This is a genomic window from Dolomitihabitans soli, from assembly GCF_022213955.1.
Lineage (GTDB): Bacteria > Actinomycetota > Actinomycetes > Streptosporangiales > Streptosporangiaceae > Streptosporangium_A > Streptosporangium_A soli.
This window is the reverse complement of sequence record NZ_JAKNTW010000006.1, coordinates 137,514-150,004: the sequence shown is the minus strand read 5'-3', so window position 1 is coordinate 150,004 and position 12,491 is coordinate 137,514. Positions and strand designations below refer to the sequence as shown.

At 70.1% G+C, this 12,491-nt stretch carries 13 protein-coding genes; 2 read left to right on the top strand and 11 right to left on the bottom strand.

The genetic code is table 11. The features are described from left to right. Positions 1–61 precede the first annotated feature (61 nt). The 8 genes from MBA17_RS14115 to MBA17_RS14080 all read right to left on the bottom strand — a co-directional run bounded on the left by MBA17_RS14115 (position 62) and on the right by MBA17_RS14080 (position 6,519). Positions 62–610, bottom strand: coding sequence for a YbaK/EbsC family protein (locus MBA17_RS14115; protein WP_238496887.1), 549 nt, complete (start codon positions 608–610; stop codon positions 62–64). 410 nt (positions 611–1,020) lie between these two features. Continuing rightward, complete coding sequence (locus tag MBA17_RS14110; protein WP_238496886.1) at positions 1,021–2,589, bottom strand: flavin monoamine oxidase family protein; 1,569 nt, start codon at positions 2,587–2,589, stop codon at positions 1,021–1,023. Positions 2,590–2,592: 3 nt separating this feature from the next. After that, on the bottom strand, positions 2,593–3,423 hold the full coding sequence (locus MBA17_RS14105; RefSeq protein ID WP_238496885.1) for a M55 family metallopeptidase: 831 nt from the start codon (positions 3,421–3,423) through the stop codon (positions 2,593–2,595). Between the two features lie 8 nt (positions 3,424–3,431). Next, positions 3,432–4,655 (bottom strand): DUF6395 domain-containing protein, encoded by a 1,224-nt coding sequence (locus tag MBA17_RS14100; protein ID WP_238496884.1) that lies wholly within the window; start codon positions 4,653–4,655, stop codon positions 3,432–3,434. Then, positions 4,652–4,999, bottom strand: a complete 348-nt coding sequence (locus MBA17_RS14095; RefSeq protein ID WP_238496883.1) for a hypothetical protein — start codon at positions 4,997–4,999, stop codon at positions 4,652–4,654. Before MBA17_RS14095 ends, MBA17_RS14100 begins: the two co-directional genes overlap by 4 nt. A gap of 56 nt (positions 5,000–5,055) precedes the next feature. Continuing rightward, positions 5,056–5,829: an enoyl-CoA hydratase/isomerase family protein gene (locus MBA17_RS14090; RefSeq protein ID WP_238496882.1), complete on the bottom strand. Its 774-nt coding sequence runs from the start codon at positions 5,827–5,829 to the stop codon at positions 5,056–5,058. 47 nt (positions 5,830–5,876) lie between these two features. Then, on the bottom strand, positions 5,877–6,308 hold the full coding sequence (locus tag MBA17_RS14085) for a type II toxin-antitoxin system VapC family toxin (protein WP_238496881.1): 432 nt from the start codon (positions 6,306–6,308) through the stop codon (positions 5,877–5,879). Beyond that, positions 6,298–6,519, bottom strand: a complete 222-nt coding sequence (locus MBA17_RS14080) for a hypothetical protein (RefSeq protein WP_238496880.1) — start codon at positions 6,517–6,519, stop codon at positions 6,298–6,300. The genes MBA17_RS14085 and MBA17_RS14080 overlap by 11 nt, the downstream gene beginning before the upstream one ends. A gap of 253 nt (positions 6,520–6,772) precedes the next feature. On the opposite strand from MBA17_RS14080, the gene MBA17_RS14075 reads away from it, so the two are divergent. Beyond that, positions 6,773–8,692, top strand: coding sequence for an N-acetylmuramoyl-L-alanine amidase (locus MBA17_RS14075; RefSeq protein ID WP_238496879.1), 1,920 nt, complete (start codon positions 6,773–6,775; stop codon positions 8,690–8,692). Between the two features lie 231 nt (positions 8,693–8,923). On the opposite strand, the gene MBA17_RS14070 is transcribed toward MBA17_RS14075, so the two are convergent. The 3 genes from MBA17_RS14070 to MBA17_RS14060 all read right to left on the bottom strand — a co-directional run bounded on the left by MBA17_RS14070 (position 8,924) and on the right by MBA17_RS14060 (position 11,782). Next, positions 8,924–9,256, bottom strand: a complete 333-nt coding sequence (locus tag MBA17_RS14070) for a histone-like nucleoid-structuring protein Lsr2 (protein ID WP_238496878.1) — start codon at positions 9,254–9,256, stop codon at positions 8,924–8,926. Positions 9,257–10,160: 904 nt separating this feature from the next. Beyond that, complete coding sequence (locus MBA17_RS14065; protein WP_238496877.1) at positions 10,161–10,904, bottom strand: SAM-dependent methyltransferase; 744 nt, start codon at positions 10,902–10,904, stop codon at positions 10,161–10,163. Between the two features lie 89 nt (positions 10,905–10,993). Continuing rightward, on the bottom strand, positions 10,994–11,782 hold the full coding sequence (locus MBA17_RS14060; protein WP_238496876.1) for an SDR family oxidoreductase: 789 nt from the start codon (positions 11,780–11,782) through the stop codon (positions 10,994–10,996). Between the two features lie 127 nt (positions 11,783–11,909). On the opposite strand from MBA17_RS14060, the gene MBA17_RS14055 reads away from it, so the two are divergent. After that, positions 11,910–12,479 carry a TetR/AcrR family transcriptional regulator gene (locus MBA17_RS14055; RefSeq protein WP_238496875.1) on the top strand — a complete coding sequence of 190 codons (570 nt, stop codon included), beginning with the start codon at positions 11,910–11,912 and terminating at the stop codon, positions 12,477–12,479. Positions 12,480–12,491: the final 12 nt, after the last annotated feature.

Sequence of the window (12,491 nt, the reverse complement as noted above, 5' to 3'; positions counted from 1 at the left end):
CAACGTTCCGGCGGCCTCAACGGTTTCCCAATCGAGGGAGACAAACAAGCTCGAATCGGCCTCAGTTCGCGAGCGCAAGCACCTCCACGCCCTTCAATCCAGCCAGCGCGGACCCGGCCACGGCCAGCTTCGACCGCCGGAGCCCGCTGCCGATCACCACCCCGGGATGCACGGCCACCGCCTCGTCCACCAGCACCGGCCATTCGTCGGGCAGGCCCAGCGGAGTGATCCCCCCGTATTCCATCCCGGACAGGGCGACCGCCTCGGCCTGCGGCGCGAACGACGCCTTACGCGCCTCCAGATGCCGCCGGACCACGCCGTTCACATCGGCCCGCATCGTCGCGAGGACCAGGCACGCCGCATAACGCGTCTCGCCGCCCCGTTTGGCGGCCACGATCACGCAGTTGGCCGACTCGTCCATCGTCACGCCGTAGCGCTCGCAGAAGGCGGCGGTGTCGGCCAGATCGGGATCGATCTCCGCCACCCGGATGCCCGCCGCCACGTCACCGAGCGCTCGCACGGCCCCGGCCACGGGTTCTGCGACGAGATCCAGCCGCCCGGCGACCGGCACCCAGTCGAGCGTCCCCGGCCCCATGTCCTCAACCCCCATCGCGATCGCCCTTCGGAAACCCTACGCTCTCATCTTCCCCCGCGAGCACCCATCCGCCTCATCTCGCTCCCGGCGTCGGCCGGAAGCGACGATGAGTCACCACCTTCCCGGCGAAACCCACGATGCCGTACGTGCCGGCGAGCATCCAGGCGCCGTCAGCCGGCCCGAAACCCCGCGAGCATCCGAACCCATGAGCACCCGGACGCCGCAAGAACCGGCCGCGTCGAGCACCCAGCCGACGTGATCACCAGGCCACCGTGATCCCGCCGCGAGAACCCAGCCACCGTGATCACCCGGCCGCCACAAGCACCCGGACGCCGTGATCCCGTCGCAAGCACCCGGCCGCGCCGAGCACCCACCCACCGCGAGAACCCAGCCACCATGATCACCCGGACGCCGTGTTCCCGTCGTCACCCGGCGGAGGCGAGCACCCGGTGGTGGAGGTCGGTGACGACCTTCCGGGCGGATTCCATGGCGCCCGCCTGCCAGGCGATGAGGTGGGTGAGCCAGTCGCCGGCGAAGTAGACGCGGCCGGCCGGGCGTTGGAGGAGTTCGAACGCGCCGGAGAAGGAGGGCCAGCGGACCCAGCCGCCCTCGATGTGCTGCTGGCGCTGCCAGGCGATGGAGACGGACGACACCACCTCGGAACGGTACTTCTCACCGTGGATCTTCTTTCCCTGGGTGAGGGCACGCCGCAGCCGGTCCCGGTGCGCGAGCCGGCCGTACAGTTCGGCGTGCTCGTCGGTGTTGTAGTAGCCGACGATCAGGCCGCGGGGGGCGTGGTAGCCGTAGGACGGATACCAGATGTGGGTGAGGTCGAGGTCGGTCTCGGTGATGCCGCCGTAGATCCGGTCCTCGGTCTCCCACCAGCGCCTGCCGTACTCCAGGCCGATCTTGCCCGCGGCCACGGGGCGCGGGGTGGCGAGCGCGGTCACGACGGGCGTGCCCAGGTTGCCGGGGATCTTGGCGAGCAGGTGCGGCGGGAGGGCCGCGACGCAGTAGTCGGCCCGTACGGCGGAGCCGTCGCAGATCACCTCCACCCCGTCGGGCAGGTTCGTGATCCTGGTCACCCGGGTGCCCGTCCGGATCCGGTCGGCGCCGACGGCGGCGGCCAGCGCGGTGACGATGGCGTCCATGCCGCCGACCGGCTGGAACATCGGGGACGCCTGTTCGTAGCCGAAGTCCATGGTCACGGCCCTGCCGATGCCGCCGGCCAGCACCTCCGCGAGGCCGGCGGGCGGGGCGAGGGGGGTGCCGGGGCCCGTCCGCGGGAAGGCCGCGAAGCCGCGCCGGGGCGACCCCTCGTAGCTGAGTCTCTCGCCGATGTCGCCGAACCGGCGGAGGAAGGCGATGAGATGGTCCTTGTCGTCGGCGGTGAGCCGCCTGTCGAGGGCGCCCGCGTTCGTGGCCTTCGCCAGCAGTTCGGCGACGTATCCGTAGACGTCGGCGCGTGCCGTACGAGCGCGGACCGGGGCCGTCGCTCCGGCCGGATAGACGTACGCCGAGGAGTTGTTGTTGACGAAGGTCTCGATCGGCACGCCCAGTTCGCGGCAGTAGTCGAGGGTGACCATCCACTGCGCGATGCGCCCCGGCCCGGCGTTGAAGTAGACGCCCTCGCCGAAGTCGGCGCGCTGGGTCTCGCCCGACATTTCGCTGATCCGCGTCCCGCCGCGCAAGGTCAGGCTCCGCCCGCCGACCCGGTCACGCGCCTCGATCACCGTGCAGTCGTATCCCGCCTTGCCCAGCTCGTAGGCGCAGGTCAGCCCGGCGATCCCGGCCCCGAGCACGACGACCTTCGCCGCCGCCCGCCCGCGCAGCCGGAAGTCGGACGCCTGCGGGGGCACGAAGTCGGACCGCTGCTCCGCGGGGGCCAGTCCCAGCGCGCCCATCGCGGCGAACATGGCGCCCGCGCCGCCCGCCGCCCCCACGCCCACCAGTAACGCCCGCCGCGTCGGCCCCCGCGGCTCTCTCTCGCTCACACCTCAGCCGTAGACGCCGCTGCCGCACGCGACCTGGCCGCCGATCATCGCGAAGATCCCGAACAACGCCATGATCTGCGCGAAGTCGTCGGTGACGAACTCGATGTGGCGCGGCCCCACCGTCTTCACCCCGGGGATCAGCGCGCAGCCGGCGGCGATCGCGGTGGAGTTCCACTCGATGCCGAGGGTGTACGGCGGCGCGGTCTGGTAGGGGGTGAAGTCGGGCAGCCGGTTCAGCGCCCGGCGCGCCCCGTCGCCGATCCGCGCCTGGGCCACGCTCGGCGGCAGCAACTCGGCGGCGAACTTGTCGATGCCGTCCTTGACCGCCACGGTCTCCACGTCGCCGAGCAGCGAACGGGCCTCCTCGCAGACGGCCTCGTCGCCGGTCACGAGCACGACGGGCACACCGAGGAACCCCGCGTAGCTCGCCACCACCCGGGTCTCGCCGCACACCTCGCCGTTGAGGTAGACGTTCTGGATCTCCTTGCCCATCCAGGTGTGGTTCAGCACGCCGTGCTGGACCCCCGCCATAGCGTGGTAGCCGACGAAGCAGGCCGCCCGGTGACTCGCGTCGAGCCCCTGGCCCATCCGCATGGGCTTGCCCGGCCCCCTGATCAGGGTGGCGCGCGGGTCGAGCAGGTCGATCCTTAGGTTCTTGGTGGACCCGTGCGCATCGTTGACCAGCACGGACTCGGCTCCCGCGGCGAAGGCGCCGCCGATCACGGCGTTGGCGTCGGCGGTCATCAGCTCGCAGCCGCGTTCGTAACCCCGGCCGCCCGCGCGCATCTCCTCCGGGTCGGTCAGCCCGGTCACACCCTCCATGTCGACCGACATGTACACCTTCACGCCTGCCCCCAGTCACGCACGCGGCGTTCCTCGTCCTCGGTCATGAACCCGACTTCCTCGGCCATGAAGTCCGTCACCTGCTTGCGCCACGGGTCGGGGATCTCCTCAAGCGCCGGACGGTAGCAGTGGTCGAGCCAGCTCGTTGACTCCACGGTGGCCCCGAGGTGACCGGCGGCGACGCCGAAGGGCGTGGTCTCGATGCCCGGCACTCGCGCGCAGCCGTACTCGATCATCTCCTGCCCGCCGTACGGCGGCGGCTTCTGCCACTTGGCGGCGACCGGGCGGGCGGCGGTGATGGCGGTCTTGAGCGGGCGGCGTTCGACGGCCGCGTGGATGAGCTCCTTATAGAGGCACTTGCCGCACTCGCCGCACGGGCCGCCGTCGCCGCGCAGGCACCAGCGCACGTACGGGCGGAGCTCGGAGGTGAGCGCGAGGCGCATCGTCATCGCCTCGCTGACCCCGCCGACGGGCAGCACGATGGGCAGTCCCGCCGCCTGGAAGAGCCGTCCCCACCGCCCGTCGCCCGACCACATCGGGTTGTCGGGGGTGTAACGGAGCAGGTAGCGCCCGCCGCCGAGCCAGCGCGAGCCGAGTTCGTAGCCGAACGCCAGCCCGCCGAGGTCGAGCTCGTCGGCCATCAGGGCGGCTCCGGCGGTGACCGCGTGGTGCTCGGGGTAGCCGGGGCGCGGCTCGGCGAGCGTGAACTCCAGGTCCGACCGGGTGATCGTCAGCTCCCTGCCGGTCCGCGCGGCCAGTTTGGCCAGGACGTCGGAACGGTAGTGGGTCCAGCGGTTGGGCACCCGTGGGTGCGGGACACGCTGGAAGTGGACCAGCGGGGAGTCGGGCAGGATCGCGGCCACGGCGGCGGAGTCGGCGCCGCCGCTGTAGGAGATCGCCAACCGGCCGCCCGCGCGCGGCCCGCCGCCGACCGGGCCCACCTCGATCCCCCAGCCCCGCTCGACGGCCGCCGCCAGATCGGGCGAGACGGGCCGGTCGAAGGTGATCCTTCTGGTGGTCCAGGGCGCGACGACGGTCCAGGCCGCCAGGGCGAGCAGATCGGGATGAACGTCGGCGACCCGTCGCGGCAGCTGTATCCGGCAGGAGTTCGTGGCCAGCCGTACGGCCTGCCCGTCGGTGACCGTGCCGTCGAGGCCGTCTTCGGGATCGAGCCGGAAACCCAGGTGCCAGACGTCGCCGTCCGGCTTCCAGGTCACCCTCATGTGGCACCTTCCAGGTCTATCCGGTCCACCGCCTGCCAGAGCAGGATCTCGTTCTGCAGCAGATGGTCCACGGCCGAGGCCGTCTCGCTCGCGAGCCGGTGCGCGTCGTCCCACCGGGCCGTCTGGCGCGGGTCGGGCACCTTCACGGGCGCTGTCACCGGCGCTGTCACCGGTTTGGCGAGCCGCGCCCGCATCGTCTCCACCTCGCGTCTTAGCTCGGCGAGCTCACGGCCGGCCGCCTGAACCTCCCACAGGATGTCCCGGACGGCGTCCCGGTGCTCGGCCCGCGGAATGTAGCGGGCGTCGAACCAGGCACGCACGGCGCGCCGGAGTCGCTTTGCCATGAGTCGTAAGATAGCGCCAAATCATGATCTAGCTTGTCGATCCGACCGGCAAAGCATCAGTGGCCGGAGAATTCGGCCCGGGTCTTCTCCGTGAAGGCGCGCATCCCGGCCTTCGCGTCGTCGGTGGCGAACAGGCCGGAGAAGTGCAGCCGCTCGATTTCCAGGCCGGTGCCGAGGTCGGCGTCGAGGCCGTGGTCCACGGCCTGCTTGGCCGCGCGGAGCGCCAGCGGCGGGCCGTCCGCGTAGGAGGCCGCCAGGTCGCAGGCCGCGCCGTACACCTCCTCGTCCGGCACCACCCGGTCGACCAGGCCGATCGCGAGGGCCTCCGCGGCGGTCACGTGCCGGCCGCTGAAGATCAGATCCTTGGCCCGCGCCGGGCCGATCAGGCGGGGCAGCCGCTGGGTGCCTCCTGCGCCGGGGATGATGCCGAGCAGGATCTCCGGCTGGCCGAGTTTGGCCCCCTCGCCGGCGACCCGGAAGTCGGCGCAGAGCGCGAGCTCGCAACCGCCGCCCAGCGCGTAGCCGGTGATCGCGGCGACGACGGGCTTCCCGATCGCGGCGACGACGCCGAAGGACGCCTGGAGCGCCGCGCAATACGCCGACATTTCGGCATATGTCATGCCGGACATCTCCTTGATGTCGGCCCCGGCCGCGAAGACCCGCTCCCCGCCGTAGAGCACGACCGCGCGCACCTCCGGATCGTGATCGACCGCACGCGCGCACTCGGCGATCTCCTGGTGCAACCGGGCGTCGATGGCGTTCATCTTCGGCCGATCGAGCCTGATGGTCGCGATCTTCCCCGACCTCTCGACCCGCACGATCTCACCCATCACACGCCCTCCTCGTCAACGGCACCCACAACATACGTGACGGACGATCAGCCGACGGTGAGCGGGTTCACCCATTCGAGCTGCGGGAAGCGCGCGAAGTCGGAGTCGACGGAGCACACGCCGACGCCGTGCTCAACGGCGAGCGCCGCGAGGTGGGCATCGGTAACCAGGTTTCCTCTTAAATCTCCCTTTATCAAAAGCTGTTTCAGCACCTGCGCATGCCGTGCGGTCGGCACCGGAATCCAGGCAGGCTCGGCGCCCAGCCAGTCGTCGACGAATCCCCAGGCCCCGTCCACAGTCAACGGGTTGGCCGAAGCGCGCGGATGCGTTGCGATTCTGACGAATGCGCACAACGAATTCCACGGAAGCCCTATCCGCACCGGCCCGTTGAGAGCACGTTCCAGCCATTTCCTGGACGGCTCGTGAAAAGGGCTGCCCTCGTCCACGGCGTAGAGCAGCACATTCGCATCAACGATCATGTTCCAGCCCGTCGAGGAGGTCGAGCGCCTCCGCCACGTTGGAGACGTCCACCCGCACTCCCATGGCATGGGTGCGTTGTCGGAAGACGCGACGCTCAGGACGAGCGCGCAACCCCGCCCGGACGAGCTCGTTGACGGCTTCGCTCAGCCCTATGTGCCTTTCGTGTCGCAGCCGCTCCACAGCGGAGGCGACATCCTCATCGAGACGCACCGTTGTCCTCACATTTTCAGCGTGACATCAGAGATGCGGCGTATCAAGCATCACGATGCTCACCCAAGGCTACACCTTGCCATCACTTTGCGCGTTCACTCGATGACTTTAAGCAGTCTCCTGGTCACCGCGTCGGCCCATCGAGCGTGAAGGATTTCTTCGACGATTTACCGCGTAAGAAGAAAAATATTGACAACTCGATCACGACTGCTCACGCTGGCTGCACGAACGCCCCCAGCCCAGGAGCACCCCCATGCGATCACGCCTGCGCGCGGCCCTCGCGGTCATCGCCGGCCTCACCCTGCTGACCCCCACTTCCACCTCGGCCGCAGCCGACGACGCCGACCGCCAGCGGTTGTTCGCCGAGGCGGCCCGAGCCTTCGACGTGCCGGAGAGCGTGCTGCTCGGCGTCTCCTACCTGGAGTCGCGCTGGGACGCCAACGCCGGGCTGCCCAGCACCTCCGCCGGTTTCGGTCCGATGCACCTGACCGACGCGGCCGCGCTGATCGCCGGGAGCCACCATCACACCGGCGCCGAAGAGGACCCGCGCGGCGACGACTCCCGCCCGGCGAAGCACCCGGCCGCCCAGCCCGCGCAGCCCGCCGTGACCCCCTCGATGCGCACCCTCGAACGCGCGGCCGAGCTGACCGGCGAGACCCGTGACCGGCTCCGCACCGACCCGGCGGCCAACATCCGGGGTGGCGCGGCCCTGCTCGCCGACTACCAGAAGCAGCTCGGCGCGCCGCTGGGCGACGACCCCGCCGAGTGGTACGGCGCGGTCGCCCGCTATTCGGGCGCCGCCGACACCGCCGCCGCCAAGTCCTTCGCCGACGAGGTCTACGGCGTGCTCCGCGAGGGCGCCGACCGCGTCACCGACGACGGCGAACGCGTACGGCTGGCCGCCTCGCCCGGCCTCGCGCCGCTGGAGAAGTGGCTCGACCGGCTCGGATTGCGCAAGTCACGGCCCGACGGCGTGGAATGCCCGCGCACGATCTCCTGCGAGTGGATCCCCGCCCCCTACCAGGACCTGGGCGCCGGCGACTACGGCAACCACGACCTGGCGGACCGGCCGGTCAGCCAGAAGATCGACTACATCGTCATCCACGACACCGAGACGCTGTACGAGCCCACCCTCCGCCTGGTCCAGGACCCGACGTACGTGAGCTGGCACTACACCCTGCGCTCCCAGGACGGGCACATCGCCCAGCACGTCAAGACCAAGGACGTCGGCTGGCACGCCGGCAACTGGTACGTCAACGCCAAGTCCATCGGCCTGGAGCACGAGGGATTCCTGGCCCAGGGCGGCTCCTGGTACACCGAGGCGATGTATCGCACCTCGGCCAAGCTGGTGCGCCATCTCGCCGCCAAGCACCGCGTTCCGCTCGACCGCGCCCACATCATCGGCCACGACAACGTGCCGGGCACGATCCCGTCTACCGTGCGCGGGATGCACGAGGACCCCGGCCCCTTCTGGGATTGGGCGCACTACTTCAAGCTGCTCGGCGCGCCCCTGCGCGGCTCCGGCGGCCCGCACGCCGAGTCGGTCATGATCCTCCCCGACTACCAGCGCAACCGGCCCTACTACTACGGCTGCGACCCGGCCGACCCGACGGCCGCCTGCGCGCCGCACGGCTCCTCGTCCGTCTGGCTGCGCACCGAGCCCCGCGACGACGCCCCGCTGGTCAAGGACATCGGCAAGCACCCCACCGGCGACTCCCTCTACAGCGTCTACGACCACAGCGCCCGCGCCGCCACCGGCCAGCGCTACGCCCTCGCTGACCGCGCCGGCGACTGGACGGCCATCTGGTACCTCGGCCAGAAGGCGTGGTTCCACAACCCGCCGGGCAACCCCACCGCCGTTCCCGCCCGCGGCCTGCTCATCACCCCCAAGCCGGGCCGCGACACCATCCCGGTGTACGGCAGGGCCTACCCGGAGGCCGAGGCGTATCCGGAAGGCGTGCCCGCGCAGGTGATCACGCCGCTCCAGTACACGCTCGCCGCCGGGCAGAAGTACGCACTCGGCCTGTCGGCCAGGAGCGAGTACTACCGCGCGGTGACCTTCGACGCCACCCAGCACACGGTGGTGCGCGGGAAGCTGAAGTACTACCAGATCCAGTTCGGCCACCGGGTGATGTTCGTCAACGCCGACGACGTCACCGTCTCCGCCGCCTGACCTCCGCCGGCGCGCGGCCCTTTTCCACGCCGCGCGCCGGCGATTACGGCAGCCTCACGCTCCCACCCGGCTCCCCCCAATGATCGCCTCGCCCCGGAACGCCCTGCCAAAAGCCCCGGGAACGCCCCGCCGGTACACGACCATTAGCGCGGCAAGTCAGGCCGGCTTTCCGGATAAGTGAGAAAGCCCGCTCCTCTCACGAGGCGCGGGCTTTCTCTGTTTCGTCCGGCCTCAGCGAGCCTCGTACTTCTCCACAACGCTGCCGGCGATCCGGCCGCGCTCGCTCACGTCTATCCCGTGCTCCTTAGCCCACGCACGGATCTCCTTGGCCTTGTCCCTGCCAAGGGTGTTACCAGCGGCGGATTGGCCGCGCCGCACCACACGCTCACGCCGAACCGGGCGAGCGGCATTGATGTACGGCGCAAGCGCCTTGCGCAGCTTCTCTTCGTTATTCTCGGACAGATCGATCTCGAACTCGGCGCTATCCAACCCGAATCGGGTGGTTCCTACGGCTTCGCCGCCGTCGAGGTCATCAGTGAACGTTTCGACGATCTTCTTTGCCATACCAGCGCTCCAAGGGAAGTCGTGAGGTTGCGCGTACTATAGCGCTTCCAGGAACCACTATCCGCCGTTCAGTGCGTCCGGTTCCCCATCTGGGATCGAGTGCGGAGTCGCCATGGGTTGGATCCGCCCTATCGACGGCGTCCCTGCTCATCCACCGGATGAACGCAGATCCACTGGCCCGCTTCCTGTCGTGTCCCCCGGCCGGACGGTCGCAATGTGTCTGCGTGACGCCATTGGACACGACGCATTCCCGCCAGGCCGGAGCATCGGGGCAGGCCCCGCCATCCGATGGGCACCGACAACAGTGAATCATGACACTTCCATGACAATCGCCCGTTAGCGAAGCGCTTGCCCGCAAGCTCGCCCGCCCGGACTTCTGATAGTCGCACGCGTATCTCCGCGAGAGTAGACACTGCTACGAATAACTTACTGATCTGTCCTCGACAGCGCACGGTAAACCAATCCACCGCCGCCGGTCTGCCCAGGATCGACAACTCCCGCATCCACTCCATGACCATCGGAGACGCCGAGCCGGTTTCACCCGCGGCAATGCCGCCCGGCCCACGCGGGGAGACGCCGCCTCCCGCCCATATGGCAGAACTCGCGGAAGGCGGCCCGGCGGTCGCACGGGTGGCGACAAAACCTGATCCATTGACCCGGCTTGCGCTGATTCAGGCAGTCGTGCCGTCCCTGAACGAGCACCGGATAAAATACCGTTCCAATTAACCACACCCGGACAAAGAACGCCGCCTCGCCACACCGCGCGGAACGGGGCTGCACGCCTCGCCGCACCGCGCGGAACGGGACTTCAGCCGGGCGGCGCCCCGGTCAGCACACCGCCCGCCGCCGCAGCCGGGAGGTCGTCCGGCACCCGTTCCAGTTCGGCAAACAGCCGGAGCGACGCTCAGTTCGTCCGGCGGAGCAGCAGGGTGACGAAACCGAGGATCCCGCGGTAGCCGTACAGCCACATGTCGCGGTGTGCGAGGGCGGCGGCGAGGGCGGCGTCGCCGTCGGGGCCCGGGTGGTCGAGGGCCCAGCGGATCAGGGAGCCGGTCCAGGACCATTCGTACTCGTCCCATTCGCCGAGTTCGCTGGTATGCCCGTAGACGGCGCGGAAACCGGCCTTCTCGGCGACCGCGAGGGTTCCCGGGAGATCCGCGTACTCGTCCGGCTCGGCGTCGAGCCTGGCCAGCGCCTCGGCGGTGGGCGGCGACTCCCAGAAACCCTCCCCGACCAGCGCCAGACCGCCGGGCCGCAGGAACGCGCGGACGCCGTCCAGGGTGGCGGCGAGCCCGCCGAAGGCATGCGTCGCCCCGACACAGAGCACCAGGTCGTACGGCTCGGCGGCGCGGTAGTCGGCGGCCGGGGACTCGTGCAGCCGGAGGCGGCCCGCGAGCCCCCGTTCCTCCGCCGCCTTCGCCGCGGCGGTCAGGCCGGAGACGGAGATGTCCACGCCGTCCGCCGTCGCCCCGGGGCAGAGCTCCAGCGCCCGCAGCGCCCAGGCGGCCTCCCCGCAACCGAGGTCGAGAATCCGCGCCCCCGGCCGGAGCTTCGCCCGGCGAAGCAGCCGATCCAGATTGGCCTCGGTGATGGGGGTGGCGATGGGATGGTCAAGATGCGCGATCGCGCTGATCAACTCTCGATGCATCCGGACAATCTCCCCCGAACATGACGTTCTGTCACCCGGTTATCCCGGGCAAGGAGAGGATCAGCCAGGACTCTCCACCGGAGGCTCGCCTAGACCGTCTTGATCGAGCCGCCGTCGATGAGGTAGTCGGCGCCGGTCACGCTTCCCGACAGCGGGGAGGCCAGGTAGGTGACCAGGGCGGCGACCTCGGCGGGTTCGACGAGCCTGCCGGTGGTCATCCCCGTGGCGGCGGGCAGCCCGGCGAGGAACTGCTCCAGGTCCACGCCCATGGCGCCGGCGACGGCGGCGCCGTACCCGGACGGGTCCTCCCACATGGAGGTGCGGACGGTGCCGGGCGAGACGGTGTTGACCCGCACGCCCCGGGGCCCGAACTCCTCCGCGAGGGCCTTGCCGAAGGCGGTCAGGGCCGCCTTGGCGGTCGTGTAGGTGATCGGGCCCACGTGCGGCATCCGGGCGCCCAGGGAGGAGATGGTGACGACGGCTCCGGAACGGCGGAGCAGGCTGGGCAGGGCGGCGCGGGTGGTGCGGACGGCGCTGAGGTAGTTCAGGTCGAAAGCCTGCTGCCACTGGTCGTCGTCGAAGCCGAGGAACCCGCCGAGTTGCCCCTCGCCCCCATCGCCGCCGCCGACGTTGTTGACCAGCACGTCGATCTCGCCCAGCTCGGTCAGCGCGTGGTCGATCAGCGTGGCCGCACCCGCCGAGGTGGACAGATCGACCGGCACGGCGATCGCGCCGGTCTCCTTCAACTCGGGCGAGACGGTGCGCGACCCCGCCACCACCCGCATCCCCTCGCCCGCCAGCGCGGTCACGATCGCCAGCCCGATCCCCCGGCTGGCCCCGGTCACCACCGCGGTCTTGCCGGCAAGTCGCATGTCCATGAGAACCTCCTGAAGTTGCATCAACTACGATGCGCTCAACCTAGTAGATGCAACACCAATGTTGCAACTAAGGCTCGAGGTGGAACTTTCCTGTAGTCTCGGTGGGCAGCGGAAGGGGTACGAAGTGGTGAGTGGCGGGCGGGCGTTGCGTGCCGATGCCGAGCGGACCGTGCAGACGATCCTGGAGGCGGCCGAGCGCGTCCTCAGCAGGAATCCGGCCGCGTCCATGGAACAGATCGCCGAGGCCGCCGGGGTCGCCCGCACGACCGTCCACCGGCGCTTCGCCTCACGAGACGCGCTGGTCGACGCCATGACGGCCTGGGCGACCCGGCAGTTCGCCACGGCCGTCGAGGCGCAGTACTCCACCACCGCCCCGCCCCTGGTCGCGCTCTACCAGGTCACGGCGAGCGTGCTGCGCGTCAAGATCGACTGGGGGTTCGCGATGAGCCGGGCGTCATCGGCCGATCCCGAGGTGGCGCGCGTCCACGCCGACGTGCAGGCCAAGTGTGAGCAGATGTTCCGCCGGGCCCAGGAGACGGGCGTGCTCCGCCCCGACGTGGACGTGACGTGGGCCCGCCGGGTCTACTACGCGCTGATCCACGAGGCGGCCCAGAGCGACGGCGACGACACCGACGCCTTGGCCGCCCTCCTGGTGGACACGCTGCTCCGCGGGGTCGGCACCGACCGCACTCTCTGACACCGCCGAACA